The organism is Halomonas sp. S3-1-1 (genome assembly GCF_023757625.1).
GTDB lineage: Bacteria > Pseudomonadota > Gammaproteobacteria > Pseudomonadales > Halomonadaceae > Vreelandella.
The window spans coordinates 1029427-1047634 of the sequence record NZ_JALGBZ010000001.1 but is presented as its reverse complement, the minus strand read 5'-3'; the positions used below and the strand labels follow the sequence as shown (position 1 = coordinate 1047634).

Below are 18208 nucleotides of genomic sequence, written 5' to 3'. Positions count from 1 at the left end.
CACCAGGAGTTCGCCATGAGTAACCCAAACGAGCCGCTAACCCTTCTGGGCGATCTGACGCCGGAAGAGTTTTTAAAAAGTTACTGGCAGCAAAAACCGCTGTTGATCCGTGGCGCGATTCCGGATTTCGTCAGTCCCCTGGACCCGGACGAGCTGGCAGGCCTTGCCTGCGAGCCCGGCGTCGAGGCGCGGCTAGTCGAGGAGGAAGGCCCGGACGGCCCCTGGCAGGTCAGTGCCGGGCCCTTCGATGACGCCACCTTCGAGCGTCTGCCGGCAAGCCACTGGAGCCTGCTGGTTCAAGCGGTGGATCACTACGTTCCCGACGTCGCCGCGCTGATGAAAGAGTTCGACTTTCTGCCCGGCTGGCGCCTGGACGACATCATGGTGAGCTACGCCCCGCCCGGCGGCAGCGTCGGCCCCCACGTCGATCAATACGACGTATTTCTGCTCCAAGGGCGCGGCCAGCGCCGCTGGCAGCTGGGCGGAAAGCAGCCGGACGATGCGCCGATCATCCAGGGTATCGATCTCAAGATTCTCGAGACCTTCGAGATCGAGCCGGATTCCGACTGGACGCTGAACCCGGGCGACATGCTCTACCTGCCGCCGGGCTGGGCGCATCACGGCGTGAGCCAGACCGACAACTGCATGACGTACTCGGTCGGCTTTCGCGCGCTCTCCGCGGACGAGGCGATCACCTCGTTCGCCGATTACCTGGGCGAGCAGCTGCCCGGCTCGCAGCGCTACAGCGACGCCGGCATGGCGCCTGCCGAGCATACCGGCGAGCTCGACGACGCCGCCATCGAGCGGATGCGCCACTTCATCCTCTCGACGCTGGACCAGCCCAAAGAGCTCGCCCAGTGGTTCGGCCGGGCCATGACTCAACCAAAGTATATGGATCAGGTCATGCCGCTGGAGGAGCCGCTCGGTGAAGAAGACCTTGTCGCGCAACTACACGCCGGCGAGCCGCTTTTCCACATGCCCGGCTCGCGCATCGCCTGGCGCACCGAGGCCGGGGTGACCACGCTGTTCGCCGACGGCGACGGCCTGCCCTGTACCGAGCCCCTGGCGCGGCGCATCGCGGACCCGGCCCCGTTGTACGCCGACGTTCTCGAGCTCGAGGGCGCCGCAGCGGTGCTCACCTACCTGGTCAATGCGGGAAGCCTCGCCTTCATGGATGACGACGACGAGTAGCGTCGATGTCACAGCCGCCACGCCCATAGCGCCGCCTCCCAGCGGCGCTTTTTTTATGGATGGTGAAAAAAAACGACCCAGTCGCGCCGTTCGCGTAATGCCGTGTCGTTTAACTACGACGACACCTGCCCCGAAGTGTCAATTGCTGCGCTGCATCACCTTGTCGATAGTAAAGGCACACCCGCCCCGACTGGCGCGGGAAACGCGGCCCAGGGGCCGACTGCGAACACGACCGGAGAGTGCGACATGACAGGACTTCTCGACGACATCAAGGCAATGGCTCAGCTCAAGGAAGCCCAAGGCGGCAAGTGGAACGCCATCAAGCCCGAGTACGCCGCGCGAATGCGCGCCCAGAACCGCTTTCACACCGGTCTGGACATCGCCCGCTACACCGCTTCCATCATGCGTGCCGACATGGCGGCGTTCGATCAGGACCACGCGCAGTACACCCAGTCGCTGGGCTGCTGGCACGGCTTCATCGGCCAACAGAAGATGATCGCGATCAAGAAGCACTTCGGTTCCACTAAGCGGCGCTACCTCTACCTGTCCGGCTGGATGGTCGCCGCGCTACGCTCCGAGTTTGGCCCACTGCCGGATCAGTCGATGCACGAAAAGACCTCCGTGGCGGCGCTGATCGAAGAGCTCTACACCTTCTTGAAACAGGCCGACGCCTGGGAGCTCAACCACCTGTTCCGCCGGCTCGACGACGCCAAAGCGGCGGATGACCGGGGCCAAATCGAGACGCTGACCCGCCAGATCGACGAGCATGAAACCCACATCGTGCCGATCATCGCCGATATCGACGCCGGCTTTGGCAACGCCGAGGCCACCTATCTGCTGGCAAAGAAATTCATCCTCGCCGGCGCCTGCTGCATTCAACTGGAAAACCAGGTCTCCGACGAGAAGCAGTGCGGCCACCAGGACGGCAAGGTCACCGTGCCCCACGAAGACTTCCTCGCCAAGATCAACGCCGTGCGCTATGCGTTTCTGGAGCTCGGCGTGGACGACGGCGTGATCGTTGCCCGCACTGACTCGCTCGGCGCTGGCCTCACGCAAAAGATCGCCGTGACCCACACGCCGGGCGATCTGGGCGATCAATACAACGCCTTTCTCGATGGCGACGAGATCGCAAGCGCCGAGGAGATTCAAAACGGCGATGTGGTCATCAAGCAAGGCGGCAAGCTGGTCAAACCCAAGCGATTGGTCTCGGGGCTTTACCAGTTCAAGCCCGGCAGCGGCGAGGATCGCGTGGTGCTCGACTGCATCACCAGCCTCCAAAACGGCGCCGATCTTCTCTGGATCGAAACCGAGAAGCCCCACGTCGGCCAGATTGCGGCCATGGTCGACCGCATCCGCGACGTGGTGCCGGATGCCAAGCTCGTCTACAACAACTCGCCGTCGTTCAACTGGACGCTCAACTTCCGCCAGCAGGTGTTCGATGCCTGGCAAAAAGAGGGCAAGGACGTCTCTGCCTATGAGCGCGACAAGCTGATGAGCGCTGAGTATGACGCCACCGAGCTTGGCCGGCTGGCCGACGACTGGACGCGTGACTTTCAGCGCAGTGCCGCCAAGGATGCCCACGTGTTCCACCACCTGATCACCCTGCCCACCTACCACACGGCGGCGCTCTCCACCGACAATTTGGCGAAGGGCTACTTCGGCGAGGAAGGCATGCTCGCCTACGTCGCCGGCGTCCAGCGCCAGGAGATTCGCCAAGGGATTGCTACGGTCAAACACCAGGACATGGCCGGCTCGAACATCGGCGACGACCACAAGGAGTTCTTCCACGGCGATGCAGCGCTCAAGGCCGGCGGTAAGGACAACACAATGAATCAGTTCTAAGGCGCTTACCCAGCGGCGCGCCCGGGCACCCGCCTGCGGCGCGCCGCTTACGTTGAAGCACTTACCTTATACAGCTCTTGCACAAAACGCCGGCGTTGACTAAAGTCTCAACGCGTTACCGCGCTTGTAACGTCGCGTCGGTCGAACGAATGAGGGTCGCGGCCCTCGTGCACGGTCGCTGCACGCTATTTGCTCGATTTGCCTACCCAAGCGCCAAATGTGACCTTTTTAAAGCTCAGTGACCTTTTTGACCCTTGGGTAGTCAAAGCCTATGACTTTGGTTATCTTTAACGAACACTGTTTGATAACCGTGACGCTTAAAACAGCCGCTCGCGCTGAGAGAACTGGAGGTTTTACATGAAACGACTGTTACCCGTTGCCGCCCTGAGCCTTTTAACCCTGGCCGGATGTGCGAACACCGCGCCTTACTCCGGCGATGTATACCGTGGTAACCAGGCCCAGACCGGTCAGAGCGTGAGCTACGGCACCATCGTCGCCATTCGCCCGGTTCAAATCCAGGCTGACAGCCGCGCAGGGGGCCTTCTGGGCACCGGCGGCGGCGCCATCATCGGTGGCCTGCTGGGCAGCCAAGTGGGTGGCGGCAGCGGCCGTCAATTGGCGACCGTGGCCGGCGCGCTCGGCGGCTCCGTGGCCGGTAGCTCCATTGAGGATCGCGCCAACCGCGTTAGCGCACTGGAAATGGAAATTCGCCGCGACGACGGCAGCGATGTCGTGGTGGTTCAGCGCGCCGACCATCAGTTCCAGGCCGGCCAGCGGGTACGCCTGATCGGTAGTGGCGGCAATATGAGCGTGGCGCCCTACTAAGCGCTTCTCCAGCGTACGTTCTGGATAGCAAAAGCCCGGCCAATGGCCGGGCTTTTGCATTGGCGCTTGAGCTCTGCGCCGGAATCGATGTAGCGTGCCGAGATTAGTGCGACAGGCCGCTCGCCCAGTTGGCCAGCTTCATCACGGCAAGCCCAATCAGCGCGAGCAAAATGGCGACCAGCAGAATCTCGACCGGGTTGATCAGCGCGGTCGCGCCGAGCACGGCCAGCGCGACGATCCAGACGTAGCGGCTCTCGCCACGGCTTTTCAAGGCGGCGGGTAGCACCTTATCGAGCCCTTCGCTGACGCCGTTATCCCACCCCTTGTAGGCGAAATAGGCAATCAGAACAAAGGCAATAACCCATAAAATCATGACGGTGGTCATAAAAGCTCCCGGAAAAACGGTTTGAAGAAGCGCGAAAAAGTGAGGCTTAGAGTATCGCCGGGCTATTTGACACGCAAGACCGATCCTTGTTCGAAGCGTTGAAAAACCGCTTCGCGCCCCCTGACAAGCGGGCTCACACACGTTACCATTGTGGTACATGCACTCACCGAAAGGTTATTCAATGCAAATTGCGCAGAACTCGGTTGTCGCGTTCCACTACACCCTGACCAACGATGCAGGTGAAGTGCTAGACAGTTCTGAAGGCCGCGAGCCGCTGACCTATCTACACGGCGCTGGCAACATCATCCCGGGCCTCGAAAAAGAGCTTGAAGGCCGTAACGAAGGCGAAAAGCTGAACGTCAAGGTAACCCCGGAAGAGGGTTACGGTGAAGTTCAAGAGCAGCTGATGCAGGAAGTGCCGCGTGACGCCTTCCAAGGCGTTGAAAGCGTCGAGCCGGGCATGCAGTTCCAGGCCCAGACTGAAGGCGGTCCGCTGATGGTCACCGTCAAGCAAGTCGAAGGTGACACGGTCGTTGTCGACGGCAACCACCCGCTGGCTGGCCAGCACCTGAACTTCGACGTTGAAATCGCCAACGTTCGTGAAGCGAGCCAGGAAGAAGTCGAGCACGGTCACGTGCACGGCGAAGGCGGCGTCGAGCACTAAGCTCTTCGCACCTGACTCGAAAGCGTAAAGGGCGGCCCTAGGGCCGCCCTTTTTGCGTCTACTTAAAGCTACCCGCCCTCAGGCTTCCGGGATCAGCACCAGCTGGCCGTGGCGCACGCTGCGCGACGAGGTCACTTCATCGGAAAACTGCTGCAGCGCATGGCCGCTGCCTTTCAAAAGCGCCACTTCCAGGCAGCTGTCGGCATTGATGTGTACGTGAAGCGTCGAGAGCGTCAGATCATGGTGGTCGTGGGAGTGGCGCGTCAGGCGCTTTGAAAGCTCGCGGGCGCCGTGATCATAGACATAGACGAGCGCGCCCATGTAGGTCGCCTCCGGCGCCGCCTCGGTCTTGAGCCGATTGAGCCCGCTGCGCGCCAAGTCGCGAATCGCCTCGGAGCGGTTCTGATAGCCCCGCGCGTGCATCAGCGCATCCACGTCCCGGACCAGGTCGTCGTCCAGAGTGAGCGTTACTCGCTGCATAAAAGCCTCTCTATCGCTGACGTTCGCGCCGCTCGAACCGGCAAAGGCCGAGCGCAATGAAAAAGGTGACACCGAGCAGCAGCCAGGAGCCAACCGCCACACCAGGCCACTGCGACCAGCGCCAAAAAGGCTCGAGCCAGAACCCGCCAACACTCGCCCCCAGGTAGTAAAACACCAGATAAAGCGCCGAGGCGCTGCCGCGCGCGCCCTGAGCGTAGCGCCCTACCCAGCCTGAGGCCAGCGAGTGGCAAAGAAAAAAGCCGAAGGCGTTGATCAATAGGCCTAGAATCACTAGCCACAGCGGCGATGAGAGCGTCACCGCGGTGCCCAGCATCAAAATAAGAATACCCGCCCCCATGCAGCGCGCCGGCGAAAAGCGCTGCGCCAACCGCCCCGACACCGTCGAGCCGAAGGTGCCGCCCAGATAGGTCAAAAAGATCAGCCCCAGCGCGCCCGCGGCGAGCTGATAAGGCGGCGCCGCCAGGCGAAAGGTGATGTAGCTGTACTGGTTGATGAACACCAGAAAGTTGAGCCCTCCCAGCGCGTAGGCGGCCAGCAGCACCGGCGTGCGAAGATGGCCGGCCAAATCCCGCAGCGCCTGGCGAAGCTTGAAGGGTTTGGGCGCGAACGCGTGGCTATTGGGTAAAAGCCGCCAAAAGAGCAGACAGCCCAGTAGCGTCATCGTCCCGACCGTCAAAAATGCCGCGGACTCGCCGCCAAGTGTTGCAGCGAAGCCGCCGACCACGCGCCCGCTAATGCCGCCCAGGGAGTTGGCGCCGATATAAAGCCCCACGGCGCTCAGAAGCGCAGGCCTATCGAACTCGTCGCCCATCCAGGCGATGGCCACCGCCGGCAGCCCGCCGAGCACGAAGCCTTGAACGAGCCTTAGCAGCAGTAACGTCTCGAAATTGGGCGCCACGGCCAGCAGCAGCGACAGCGCTCCGGCGGCCACCAGCGTCACGCGCATGATCGTCTCGCGGCCGATCGCGTCCGACAGCGGCCCGAAAACCAGCAGCGCAAAAGCCAGCGACAGGGTCGCGGCGGACATCAGAAGGCTTACGCCAAGGGTGGAGACCTCAAAAGTCGTCTTGAGCGCCGGCAGCAGCGGCTGGGGCACGTAGAGATTGATGAAAACGAGAAAGGAGCCCAGGCAGAGCGCCGCCGTGGCGCGCCACCAGGCGCGGGTTTTCGCCTCGATCATGGCACGTCCGGCAACGAAAACGTTTTGGCCCAGGCCACCGCTTCATCCATCTTCAAAAAAATTAGAAACCGCCCAAACTTGCCAGATGCGTAGGCTCCAGCGCGCGGCGCGATTGCCAATAGTAGCGCTGCCAGTAGCTGTTTTGCATGCTCGAAATGATCACGCCCTGGGAGGAGGACGCGTGCATGAAGTAGCCGTCGCCCATGTAGATGCCAACGTGGTTATAGGGGCCGGGGGGTCGGAAGAAGACCAGATCGCCCGCCTGAAGCTCCTGGCGGTCGATCAAGCGTCCCTCGTGGACCTGATCGGTGGTGGATCTTGGAAGATCCCGGTTGAACGCATCGCGATAAATGTTTCGAACGAAGCCGGAGCAGTCCACCCCGCGCTGGGTGGTGCCGCCAATCCGGTAAGGGGTTCCGGACCATCGCTCGTGCTGGGCGAGCAGCGCGTTCTTGATCATCATTGGTGGAGGAGTCTGGAAACTGCTTAGCGGGTTCAGGGTATTGTCGACGGGCGACATTTGCGCGTTCGAGCCGTTTTTAAGCCCGGGAAGCGACATGGCAAAGTAGTCGTCCGGGGGCTCCACGCCCTGATGTGATTGGGAACCGGCACACCCTGCTAACAAGGAAAAAATCACGCAAGCGCCCACTACACGGGCAGCTGTCACAGACCAGTGTGGCAACGAAACCATGCAAACAACCCCTTGAATTAATGACCCGAAACCAAGCTTTTTTTCTAGCCAAGGACTATAAGCCAATTACAGCCCCTTTGGCGAGCCTCAATGTAATATCCGCTGATCGCCCGGGAGCGTGTCGATGTGTAGCGGCGCGAAGTGGCGTGGGCGGGTGCCGGGAAAATCCAGGCTCGTCCAGGGGCCGGCGAGAATCGGCGCGCCGCTGAGCCAAGCGACCATGGCCTGGCGAAAGCCCGCCAGAAACTCCTCGCGCTCCGGGGTTTCGCCCATGAAAAAAGAGAAGCCGGCGTACATGCCCGCGGCATACTCCTGCCAGCCCGCGTAGTGGGTATCGGCAAGCTGGTAGGCACGGTCCAGCGTGCGGTCGAAGGCGTCCCGGTCGAGCCACCCCAGCTGGCGCCCGGCGATCGCCAGGTCCATGAGCTGCGCGATGTCCCAGGCCGCCATGTCGACGTCGTTGCAGCCATCCTCGTTGTCACGCACCCGGCGCAGGCGCAGAAGGTGGTGGCGCTCCTCCTCCACGCACTCGCCGGACTCCAGAATGGCGATTTCGCTTTTGAGCCGCTCCGGGTTCAAGGTATAGGGCGCGTAGTTGATCTGGTACTCCTGACGGTCGCCGGACTCGAGCATGAAGCCGAGAAAATCCTGCATGTCGGCGGCGCTCGCCAGGTGATAGTGAGTGTCGACCCACTCGCGTATCGAAGCCTTTTCGCGCTCACTCTCGATCTGAGGCTCGCTCCACACGGCGCTATTGAGCGGGCCGACCAGCGCCATGGCGGTGAAGTGGGTAAGGCTTGGCCGCTCGCCGGGCTCGCGCCAGCTCCCCGGGTGCCAGTCCAGCCAGTAGAAAAGGCTGCCCGGGTCGCCCAGGTGCCAGGCGATCTCGCCGATCAGCGAGTCGTGCTCGGGTTCCGGCAAACACCCTTCCCAGGCGAACCAGGCTTCCAGCAGGTGTTTGGGCGAGGGGTAAAAGCGGCACAGGCAGCTCTTGAGTGCGTCGGCGTACTCGGTCAGCGCCTTGCTTTCGAACAGGTGGCTATCAAACGCCATGTAAAGATAGAAGGCGAACTTCTCGGCCATGTGAATGGTGGCGGCATGGCGGCTGACGCCCTTGAGGCTTTGAAGCTGACGGGCGTCGTCGACGCTCGGGCGGCCAAAGACGGTTTGTGCCGGCGGCATGACGCCGTGCACGGCGTCGGCGGCGAGCTGGTTCAAATGGTGCGCCTGGGCGGGCAGCCAGTAGCGCTCCAGCGCCCCTGCCCCCTCGTCGGCGTGCAGCGACAGCGCGTCCTGCAAATAGAGCGCGGCATCGGCGCGACGCTTTTCGCCCATGAAGGCGCCCGGGTCGACCTGGCGCAGCAGCGCATCGGGCTCGCGCACGCTCGCCAGCGCCAGCAGCCAGTGGTGGCCGCTGGCGCGCCAGCCCTTGATGCGCGCGCGCGAGGCGGTTTGGGTGGCGCTGTCGAGCAGCGCGTTGGGCGCGATCTCCCAAGGGCTACAGGCCGCCTTGAGCAGCAGCGTGGCGTGGGCGCTTGGCGTCATATCACGCCGGTCGATGCCCTCGAACAGGCTCTGGCCACGCCGGTAGGCGGCGAGCAGTGTCGGCCAGTCGGCGTAGCGCTGTTGGATCAAATCGGCGCTGTGGGCGGCGATGTCATCCGCTTCGGCCTGGCTTAACAGCCCGCTACAGGCCCCGGCCCAAGCGAGCTCGACGATGCGCAACCAGTCCCAGCCGGCCCAGTCGAAGGGCTCGTTCTGGCTGACGAACTGCACCAGAACCGGCGCGTAGGCGGAGTCGTCGTCGGCGCCGCGCTGCCACTCCAGGCGCTGCGCCTTGTCCATTTCGAGCAGCTCGCGGGCTTCGATATCCCAGCGCTGGCGATCGCCCTGAGCGCTGAGCCAGAGCACCACGCCGAGAAGCTGGTCACGATCGTCAACCTGCCACACCCGCGAGAGCCACTGGCGCGCCTCGGGCCAGTCACCGGGGGTGGCCGGGTAGCACATCACCGGATGAAACAGCGCGCCGAGCCGCCAGGGCCGAGCGCACGGCTCTTGAGGCCAGAGTGCGTCCGGGGCCGGCGCCTTTGCAAGCGCCTCTTCGAACGCTTCCCAGCTCACCGCGTCGGCCTCGCTTTCGCGTTGGGTCAGCGTTTGGCAGGCATCCAGAAAGCGCTCATGGGCGCGTTTGGAAATGTGACCGTCAAGCGCCGAGCGCAGATCGATCAGCCAGCTGCGCAGGTCGTGATATTCGCCCCCAATGCGGCGCATGGTGTGGTGCGCCCAGGTGCCGGCCTGCGCCTGGGTAATCCAGCCGGCGGCGCCAGCCAGCGCGCTCCATTCGAGCGCGCCCAGCAGATGATGCGCCGGAGCGCTTACCGCCCCCAGCCCGTGCAAAAACTTCTCCACCAGCTCGCCGCGGTGGGAAATACCCAGTGCCTTGAGCCGTTTTTCGGCTTGTACGCTATCCAGCGCTAGAGGATGCGCGGTAGATAACCCATCGCACAGCAAGAGCTGCTGGGCCCACCAGGCGGTTAATGCATCGGACAAAAGACACCTCGAAAACGACACTCGGCAACGCGCCGGCACAAAGCGCCCTAGTGTAACGGAAACTCCTGGCCAGGCCGATAGCGCGCTTGAGGGTTTGAACAAAAACACCGCCCCGGAGAGGCTCCGGGGCGGTGTTTTAAACGTTTGAACGCGTCTGGCCGGGTGAAACGGGCGTCGCTTTTGCAGCCCGTTACCCGGCTCTATTTAGGCTTACGCCTTGCGCACCTTGCTAATGACCCACAAGAGCACGACGGCACCTACGGTCGCGGTGACCAGCGAGCCGATGAAGCCGCCGGCGGAAAGCCCCAACAGGCTGAACAAAAAGCCGCCGATCACCGCGCCTACAATTCCGACGCCAATGTTAGCGATGATGCCGAAGCCGCCACCGCGCATGATGTTGCCGGCAATCCAGCCAGCCAGACCACCAATGATAAGCCACGCTAAAAAGCCCATAATACCTCCCTGGTTTTTCGATATAGGCGCCGGTTTTACCTACCGGGCGCGCTTGTCCTAACATAGCACACAGTCACCGAGATGCGCCTGGTTTATGTGCAAGGCGACTTAGGCCTAGTGACGGCTCGAGACCGGCTTGCTCATCTGCCCACTGCCCGCTCTCCACTACCACTGTCCATTCTCCAAAAGGAACGCCCATGATCCCCGATTCGCTGCAAACGCTCGTCGACGACGTCGACGGTCAGTCCAACGCCCGGTGGCAAGACCGCGAGGTCGTCGTCTTCAACATGGCGTGGGGCGAGATGATCGTGAGCCTGCAAGGCGCCCAGGTCCTGCACTTCAAACCCAAAGGCGATAGCGCCGCTTGGCTCTGGGTCACGCCGACGCCTTCGGCGCTTCCCGACACCATTCGCGGTGGCATTCCGCTGTGCTGGCCCTGGTTCGCCGACGAGCGCTACGCCGACGAGTCTCCAGAGCGCGACGGCCCTTTTCACGGCTTGGCCCGCCAGGCGCAATGGCGACTCGACGCGGTAGATGAGCACGCCGAAGGTATTGAGGTACACCTCTCTCCGCTTGAGCGCCTGCACAGCCTGCTCACCGCGCGGGTGTTCATTCAGGCCAACGCCCAGCGCCTGAACGTCGAGCTGATCAGCGAGAACATCGGTGAGACGCCGGTGAAGATGAGCGGCGCGCTGCACACTTATCTCGGCGTGGCGCATACCCACCAGTGCCGCCTCGAAGGCCTGGCCGGGGCGCGTTACCTGGACAAGCTCAAGGACTTCGCCGAAGCCGAGCAGCAGGGCGTGCTCGCCGTACAAGGCCCGGTCGATCGCATCTACCACACCAACGAGGCAGTCGCGCTGAGTGACGGCGAGCGCACCCTGCGCGTGGCGAAGCAGTCGAGCGACTCCACCGTGGTATGGCACCCGGGCGATGCGCTGCCTGCGGACACGCCGCTGGATGCCGGCTTTCGCTTTGTTTGTGTGGAAGCCGCCAACACCCGCCTCGACCCGGTGTGGCTGGTGCCCGGCGCGCAGCATCTGTTAGGCACGACGCTGAGTTTGGACTAACCGTGGCGGCGTTAATCGCCGGTTAATCAGCGCTTTGCTAAGCTTGGAAGCATCACCTTTTGAGCGTTCACCGCAAGGAACAACACGCATGCCCCAGCCGTTAAGTCGGGAGCTCAACAACCTGTTGGAGCGCGGCCGCGACCGCCAGCTAAGACTTGCCGTTACGGGGCTCTCCCAAGCCGGCAAAACGGCGTTTTTGACCTCACTGGTCAACCAACTGCGCCACGCGGGCCTCGAGGCCAAACTCGACCTGCTGCCCGCCGCCCGCGAAGGGCGGCTACTCGGCGCCAAGCGGCTCAACCAGCCGGACCTGGGCGTACCGCGCTTTCCTTACGATCCGGGTATGGCGGCACTCGACGACACGCCGCCGTGCTGGCCGGCGCCTACGCGCGGTATCAGCGAACTACGCCTTGAGCTTCGCTTCAAGCCGGCGCAAAGCGGCTGGTTCACGCCGGAAACCGCGAAGCTGACGCTGGATCTGTTCGACTACCCCGGCGAGTGGCTTCTGGACCTGCCGCTTCTGCAGCACGACTTCTACAGCTGGTGTCAGGCCCAGGCGCAGCACCAGGGCCCACACCGCCGGGCGCTATTCAATGAGTGGCATGCATCAGTAGAGGCGCTCGACCCGGCCAAGCCGGTGGACGAAACCACCCTTGCCAGCATCTCGAAGCAGTACGCCGACGGGCTCAAGCGGGCCAAACAGGCGGGCTTTTCGGATCTCCAGCCGGGGCGGTTTTTGCTGCCCGGCGAGCTCGAGGACGCGCCGGTGTTACAGTTCTTCCCGCTGCCGGATTTGACCCAGTCCCAGGAAACCCTGGACGCGCTGCCAGAGGAAAGCCTTTACGCCACGCTCAAGGCGCGCTTTCGCTATTACCAGCAGCAGGTGGTACGCCCCTTCTACCGCGATCACTTTCGCCGCTTTGACCGCCAGATCGTGCTGGTCGACGTCTTGGGCGCGCTCAACGCCGGGCCCGAGCGCTTCGAGGATTTATCACAGGCGCTGGGCCAACTGATGCAGAGCTTCAACTACGGCAAGCGCAGCCTGCTCACGCGGATGTTCGCGCCGAAAATCGACCGGCTCGCGATCGCCGCGACCAAGGCGGACCACGTTACGCCGGACCAGCACGCCAACGTGGTCACGCTTCTCGAGAGTCTTTTGGCCGAGCCCTTGAAGGATCTGCGCTACGCCAACGTGCCGGTCAAGGCATTTTCGCTGGCCGCCATTCGCGCCACTCAGACCCGCGAGGTGCAGGAAAACGGCAAACGCACCCCGGCGCTGAGAGGCACGACCCTGGAGGGCGAGGAGGTGCTGCTCTACCCGGGCGATGTGCCGAGCCGGCTGCCCACCGCCGAGTTCTGGCAGGGCCAGGGCTTCGACTACCCAAGCTTTCGCCCGATGAGCCGCGACACCGATGCGCTCGATCATATCCGCATGGACGCCGCCCTCGACTGGCTGATTGGAGACAAGCTGCAATGACGACCCCCAACCCACGCCGCCAGTTCAACCTCGACGACACGCCCCTGGATGATGAGCCGCTGCGCACCCACGAACGTTTCGACCCGCTGCGCGAAGACCAGCCGTTGACCGAGCCCGAGGCCCGCGCCCTGCCAGAGGCTCATCTGGGCGCGCCGCGCAAGCGCCGCTGGGGGCTGATGTTCGCGCTGATCGGTGCAGGCGGATTGGGGGCCGCCGAGTTCGCCACCGGCATTCCCGACGCCATCGAGGGCTCGGCCTGGCTAAGCGTGGCCTGGCAGGCGTTTGGCTTGGGGCTGATCACGCTCGGCGGCGCGTCGCTGGTCAAGGAGCTTGGCCGGCTGAAACGCCTCAAGCGTCACGATCGTTTACGCGAAGAGCTCGCCACGCTCCCCCACTGCTCCTTCGAGCAGTCAAAGGCGCTTGCCGAGAAGCTGAAAGTCCAGCTCAAGCTCAGTGACGACGACCCGCACTGGCAGGCGTTCACGCGCGCCTGCCAGCCGCACCACAGCGGCGTGGAGGTGCAAACGCTGCTTTGCTACCACCTGCTCGCGCCCCGGGATCGCCGCGCGCAGCAGCTGATCACGCGCATGTCCGGCGAGACGGCGCTGATGGTGGCGATCAGCCCGCTCACGCTGGTAGACATGGCGCTGGTCGCCTGGCGAAGCCTCGCCATGGTCGACCGGCTCTGTAGGCTCTACGGGCTCGAGCTTGGCTACGCCAGTCGCCTGCGGCTTTTTCGCAACGTCCTGCACAACATGGCCTTCGCCGGCGCCACCGAGCTTGCTTCTGATGTCAGCATGGACATGCTCTCGCTCGACTTGACTGCCAGGCTTTCGACTCGCGCAGGTCAGGGCTTGGCCACCGGGCTCTTGAGCGCTCGCCTCGGCCTTCGCGCCCAGCGCCTGTGCCGGCCGCTGGCGTTCACGCCCGAAGAGCAGCCCAAACTCTCCGATCTGCGCCAGTCGCTGTGGCGCCAGCTCAAACGGGCCGACAAGGAGCCTGCCCCGCGCGCTGACCGCTAACACAAGACCGAAGAGCGCGTCAGGCAATGCGCTGTTCGCTGTTGGCGTCGAACATGACCGCCCGGCTCATGTCGACCCGCAGCGCCAGCCGATCCCCCGGGGCGACGGCGCACTTGGGGCCGACTCGGGCGGTGATCTCCTCTTCGCCCAGCGGCAGGCGCAGCAGGATATCCGCCCCGGTCGGCTCGACCACGCTGACCGTCGCCGTCATTGGCGTACCCTCCGCCTGGGCGCCGAGGCGCGCGTCCTCCTCGCTAAAGTGCTCCGGGCGCAGGCCAAGAATCACCGTTTTGCCGATCCGCTCGGTAAGCGCCTCGGTGGTTCGCGCCGCGGGCCAGGGGAGCGTCAGGCTCTCCTCGCTCGGGGTTTCGATACGCAGTTGAACCCCGCCGTCACTTTGTTCGAGCGTGGCGCGAATGAAGTTCATCGAGGGCGAGCCCATAAAGCCCGCGACGAACATGTCTACCGGATCGTTGTAGACCTCGTCCGGCGAGCCCAGCTGGAGAATATGACCGTCGCGCATCACCGCGATCTTGTCCGCCAGCGTCATCGCCTCGACCTGGTCGTGGGTCACGTAAACGATGGTCGTGCCCAGGCGCTGGTGGAGCTTCTTGATCTCGGTGCGCATGTCGACACGCAGCTTGGCGTCCAGATTCGACAGCGGCTCGTCGAACAGATACACCTTGGGCTCGCGCGCCAACGCTCGGCCCATCGCCACCCGCTGGCGCTGCCCGCCGGAGAGCTGGGCGGGCTTACGCTCCAGAAGGTGCGAGATCTGCAAAAGATCCGCGACCCGCTCCACCGCCTCAATGCGCTCGGCCTTGGGCACCTTGCGCATCTCGAGACCGAAGCTGATGTTCTGGCGCACCGTCATGCTCGGGTAGAGCGCGTAGGACTGGAACACCATGGCGATATCCCGCTCGGCGGGGGTACGCCCGGTCACGTCCTCACCGTCGATGCGAATGTGCCCGCTGGTGACCGGCTCGAGCCCGGCGATGGCGTTCATGAGGGTCGACTTGCCGCAGCCGGACGGCCCCACCAGAATCAGAAACTGGCCGGACTCGATGGAAAGGCTCACGTCCTTGAGCACCCGCTCGCGGCCGAACTCCTTGCGTACCTGATCGATTTCAAGCGCTGCCATAAATTGCTTTCCCGTTATTGTTGAGTACTTAACCCTTGACCGAACCGGCGGTCAGCCCGCGCACGAAGTACTTGCCCGCCAGCACGTAAACCACCAGCGTCGGCAGCGCAGCAATCATCGCCGCCGCCATATTCACGTTGTACTCGGTAACGCCGGTCGAGGTGTTCACCAGGTTGTTGAGCGCCACCGTTACCGGCTGGGTGTCGTGGCCTGAAAACGCCACGCCGAACAGAAAATCGTTCCAGATCTGGGTGAATTGCCAGATGATCGACACCACGATGATCGGCGCCGATACCGGCAGCAGAATGCGCCAGAAAATGCGAAAGAACCCAGCGCCGTCGAGCTTCGCCGCCGACACCAGCTCATCCGGGATGCCGACGTAGAAGTTGCGGAAAAAAAGCGTCGTGAAGGCGATGCCGAACACCACGTGCACCAGCACCAGCCCTGCCCGGGAGCTTGAAAGCCCCAGCCAGCCAAGCGTCTGCGCCATGGGAAGCAGCACCACCTGAAACGGAATGAAGCAGCCAAACAGCATCAGCGCGAACACGATTTCCGCGCCCTTGAAGCGCCACTTGGTCAAGGCGTAGCCGTTGAGCGCGCCAGCCGCCGTCGAGATCAGCACCGCCGGAATCACGATGGCAAACGAGTTCCAGAAGTAGCCCCCCACGCCTTCGCAGCGCATGCCGGTACACGCCTCGCCCCAGGCTTTGGTCCAGGGCGCGAGCGTCGGATTTTGCGGAAGCGACAGCAGCGAACCGGCGGTGATCTCGGACAGCGGCTTGATGGAGGTGATCAGCATGATCAAAAGCGGCAGCGCGTAGAAAAGTGCGGCCAGAATCAAAACGGCGTAGAGCGCGCCGCGCAAAAGGCGCGCGCCGACGGTTTGGCGACGAATGGCATCAGCCATGGCGGCGGCTCCTCAGTTCCGAATAGAGATAGGGAATCAGAATCGCCAGCACCCCGCCCAGCATCAGCATGGCGCTGGCGGAGCCCAGCCCGATCTGGGCGCGGTTGAAGGCGTGGGTGTACATGAAGGTCGCAGGCAGATCCGAGGCGTAGCCCGGGCCACCGCCGGTCAGCGCCACCACCAGATCGAAACTCTTGATCGCGATGTGGGCCAGAATCATCACCGCGCTAAACACCACCGGGCGCAGGCACGGCATCACCACGCGCCAGTAAATGCGCGGCAGGCTCGCCCCATCCAGCTGGGCGGCCTTGATGATGCTGTCGTCGATGCCCCTAAGCCCCGCTAGAAACAGCGCCATCACGAAGCCCGAGGCCTGCCACACCGCGGCGATCACCAGCGTATAGATCGCCATGTTCGGATCGACGATCCAGTCGAAGCGAAACGACTCGAAGCCCCAGCCCTGCACCATCGCCTGGATGCCGAGCTGCGGGTTCAAAAGCCACTTCCACACCACCCCGGTGACGATGAACGATAGCGCCATCGGGTAGAGATAAACGGTGCGCAGCGCCCCCTCCTGACGGATTTTCTGGTCGAGCAAAATGGCCAGCAAAGCGCCGATCACCAGGCACACCGCCACGAACAGCGCGCCAAAAATCATCAGGTTGGTCGAGGCGACCCACCAGCGGTCGTTGGCCATCAGCCGCGCGTACTGCCCGAAGCCGACGAAGTCGTAGCTTGGCAGCATGCGCGAGCTGGTCAGCGACAGCACGAACGTCCAGAGCATGAAGCCGTAGACGAAAAACAGGATCACGGCCGCCGAAGGCGCCAGCACCAGCCGCGGCAGCCACGCCTGCAGTCGGCCGGACGCCGTCGGCCGCCGGGCCTTCGGTGAAATCGAGTGTGTCATGGGGAAATCTCGCCGGTCAGCAAGGCGCGCCGCCGGGCGGCGGCGCGAACATCAAGAAACGCTTAGAACGAGGCCATCTGAGCGGCACTCACCAGGCGCTCGGCGGCCTGGTCGGCGGGCATGTTGGCGTCGTTGAAGTAGTTGGTCACCACATCGAAGATCGCGCCCTGTACGTCGGCGCGTACGGCCATGCCGTGGGACATGCTGGGCACCAGACCACCGGTTTCAGCGGTGCGCTGGAAATCCGCCAGCGACTGCTCGGCGCAGCTGTCGAACTCGCTCATGTCGAGATCAGGACGGGCGGGAATCGAGCCCTTGGCCAGGTTGAAGGCTTCCTGGAAAGTGGGTTCGAGTACCAGTCGCGCCAGCGCCTGCTGGGCCTCGCGCTCGCCGTCGTCGTTCACGCGGAACATGGCAAGGCTGTCGATATTGAACGAGAAGGCGTCTTCACTGCCCGGTGCGGCGGCGCACAGGTAGTCTTCGCCGGCGGTGAGCCCGGCGGCGGTGAACTCGCCCTTGGCCCAGTCGCCCATTAGCTGAAAGCCGGCGTCACCCTCGATCACCATATTGGTCGCGATGTTCCAGTCGCGCCCGGGCATGCCCTCGTCCATCAGCTCGCGCAGGCGTTTGAAGGTTTCAAGCGCCTCGATCATTTGATCGCTTCCCAGCGCCTCGGGGTCGAGCTCGACCAGCGACTGGCGGTAGAAATCCACCCCTTGGCTTCCCAGCACCACGCTTTCGAACACGGTGGCGTCCTGCCAGGCCTGGCCGCCGTGGGCCAATGGCACGAAGCCCGCTTCGCGAATCGCCTCGCCGGCGGTGAACAGCTCGTCAAGGGTCGTGGGCATCTCGACCCCGGCGGCGTCCAGCACCTCCGGGTTGGCCCACAGCCAGTTCACCCGGTGCACGTTGGCCGGCACCGCCACGTAATGGCCGTCGAAGCGCATGATGTCGGCGACCACCTCGGGCAGCAGCGCGTCCCAGTTCTCCTCGGCGGCGACGTCGTCGAGATCGCCCAGAAGCCCAAGCTCGCCCCACTCCTGAATTTCCGGGCCCTTGATCTGGGCCGCCGACGGCGGATTGCCGGACATGGCGCGGGATTTCAGCACGGTCATCGCGGTTTCACCGCCACCGCCGGCCACGGCGAAATCTTCCCAGCCGTAGCCTTCGGCTTCCAAAAGCTCCTTGAGCACGTTGGCCGCGCGGGCCTCGCCGCCGGAGGTCCACCAGTGGAGGACTTCGACATCGCTTGCCTGGGCCGAGGTGGTGGCGGCCATCGAAAGCGCAAGGCCGAGGGCGGATTGGCGCAACGTCGGTAGAGGCAGAGTAGACAGACGCAGAGTTGGTAGACGCAAAGCAGGTAGACGCAAAGTGGACATGGTGACTCCTGGCGTTGTTATTG

Annotated in this window: 17 protein-coding genes; 7 read left to right on the top strand and 10 right to left on the bottom strand. The window is 63.6% G+C overall.

Annotated elements, in window-relative coordinates:
- Nucleotides 1–15 precede the first annotated feature (15 nt).
- From MQW23_RS04980 to MQW23_RS04970, 3 genes are all read left to right on the top strand, one after another.
- Nucleotides 16–1191, top strand: a complete 1176-nt coding sequence (locus MQW23_RS04980; RefSeq protein ID WP_252106704.1) for a cupin domain-containing protein — start codon at nt 16–18, stop codon at nt 1189–1191.
- 246 nt (nt 1192–1437) lie between these two features.
- Nucleotides 1438–3033 (top strand): isocitrate lyase, encoded by a 1596-nt coding sequence (locus MQW23_RS04975; RefSeq protein ID WP_252106703.1) that lies wholly within the window; start codon nt 1438–1440, stop codon nt 3031–3033.
- A gap of 357 nt (nt 3034–3390) precedes the next feature.
- On the top strand, nt 3391–3858 hold the full coding sequence (locus MQW23_RS04970) for an outer membrane lipoprotein (protein WP_252106702.1): 468 nt from the start codon (nt 3391–3393) through the stop codon (nt 3856–3858).
- A 103-nt stretch (nt 3859–3961) separates the two neighbouring features.
- Here the strand turns inward: MQW23_RS04970 and MQW23_RS04965 are convergent, their stop codons facing one another.
- Nucleotides 3962–4243 carry a hypothetical protein gene (locus MQW23_RS04965; RefSeq protein ID WP_252106701.1) on the bottom strand — a complete coding sequence of 94 codons (282 nt, stop codon included), beginning with the start codon at nt 4241–4243 and terminating at the stop codon, nt 3962–3964.
- 181 nt (nt 4244–4424) lie between these two features.
- On the opposite strand from MQW23_RS04965, the gene MQW23_RS04960 reads away from it, so the two are divergent.
- Nucleotides 4425–4907 carry an FKBP-type peptidyl-prolyl cis-trans isomerase gene (locus tag MQW23_RS04960; RefSeq protein WP_252106700.1) on the top strand — a complete coding sequence of 161 codons (483 nt, stop codon included), beginning with the start codon at nt 4425–4427 and terminating at the stop codon, nt 4905–4907.
- 78 nt (nt 4908–4985) lie between these two features.
- Here the strand turns inward: MQW23_RS04960 and nikR are convergent, their stop codons facing one another.
- From nikR to MQW23_RS04935, 5 genes are all read right to left on the bottom strand, one after another.
- Complete coding sequence (gene nikR / locus MQW23_RS04955; protein ID WP_252106699.1) at nt 4986–5387, bottom strand: nickel-responsive transcriptional regulator NikR; 402 nt, start codon at nt 5385–5387, stop codon at nt 4986–4988.
- 10 nt (nt 5388–5397) lie between these two features.
- On the bottom strand, nt 5398–6588 hold the full coding sequence (locus MQW23_RS04950; RefSeq protein ID WP_252106698.1) for an MFS transporter: 1191 nt from the start codon (nt 6586–6588) through the stop codon (nt 5398–5400).
- A gap of 61 nt (nt 6589–6649) precedes the next feature.
- Entirely contained in the window at nt 6650–7279 is a 630-nt protein-coding gene (locus MQW23_RS04945; RefSeq protein WP_286086815.1) for a C40 family peptidase, read from the bottom strand.
- An 87-nt stretch (nt 7280–7366) separates the two neighbouring features.
- On the bottom strand, nt 7367–9829 hold the full coding sequence (locus MQW23_RS04940) for a DUF1266 domain-containing protein (RefSeq protein ID WP_252106697.1): 2463 nt from the start codon (nt 9827–9829) through the stop codon (nt 7367–7369).
- A gap of 210 nt (nt 9830–10039) precedes the next feature.
- A complete protein-coding gene (locus tag MQW23_RS04935) occupies nt 10040–10282 on the bottom strand; it encodes a GlsB/YeaQ/YmgE family stress response membrane protein (RefSeq protein WP_252106696.1) in 243 nt (80 codons plus the stop codon).
- Between the two features lie 197 nt (nt 10283–10479).
- Here MQW23_RS04935 and MQW23_RS04930 point away from each other — a divergent pair, with 197 nt between their 5' ends.
- The 3 genes from MQW23_RS04930 (at nt 10480) to MQW23_RS04920 (ending at nt 13851) form a co-directional block, all read left to right on the top strand.
- The gene (locus tag MQW23_RS04930; RefSeq protein ID WP_252106695.1) at nt 10480–11352 is read left to right on the top strand and encodes a D-hexose-6-phosphate mutarotase; all 873 of its coding nucleotides are present in this window, start codon (nt 10480–10482) and stop codon (nt 11350–11352) included.
- An 88-nt stretch (nt 11353–11440) separates the two neighbouring features.
- Nucleotides 11441–12829: a YcjX family GTP-binding protein gene (locus tag MQW23_RS04925; protein WP_252106694.1), complete on the top strand. Its 1389-nt coding sequence runs from the start codon at nt 11441–11443 to the stop codon at nt 12827–12829.
- Nucleotides 12826–13851 (top strand): YcjF family protein, encoded by a 1026-nt coding sequence (locus MQW23_RS04920; protein WP_252106693.1) that lies wholly within the window; start codon nt 12826–12828, stop codon nt 13849–13851. Before MQW23_RS04925 ends, MQW23_RS04920 begins: the two co-directional genes overlap by 4 nt.
- Nucleotides 13852–13870: 19 nt before the next feature.
- Here MQW23_RS04920 and MQW23_RS04915 read toward each other — a convergent pair whose 3' ends face one another.
- The 4 genes from MQW23_RS04915 to MQW23_RS04900 form a co-directional block, all read right to left on the bottom strand.
- Nucleotides 13871–14992 (bottom strand): ABC transporter ATP-binding protein, encoded by a 1122-nt coding sequence (locus tag MQW23_RS04915; protein ID WP_252106692.1) that lies wholly within the window; start codon nt 14990–14992, stop codon nt 13871–13873.
- Nucleotides 14993–15020: 28 nt separating this feature from the next.
- Nucleotides 15021–15899, bottom strand: coding sequence for a carbohydrate ABC transporter permease (locus MQW23_RS04910; RefSeq protein WP_252106691.1), 879 nt, complete (start codon nt 15897–15899; stop codon nt 15021–15023).
- Nucleotides 15892–16806 carry a carbohydrate ABC transporter permease gene (locus MQW23_RS04905; protein WP_252106690.1) on the bottom strand — a complete coding sequence of 305 codons (915 nt, stop codon included), beginning with the start codon at nt 16804–16806 and terminating at the stop codon, nt 15892–15894. Before MQW23_RS04905 ends, MQW23_RS04910 begins: the two co-directional genes overlap by 8 nt.
- Before the next feature lie 62 nt (nt 16807–16868).
- Complete coding sequence (locus MQW23_RS04900) at nt 16869–18083, bottom strand: ABC transporter substrate-binding protein (RefSeq protein WP_442908583.1); 1215 nt, start codon at nt 18081–18083, stop codon at nt 16869–16871.
- Between the last annotated feature and the right edge of the window lie 125 nt (nt 18084–18208).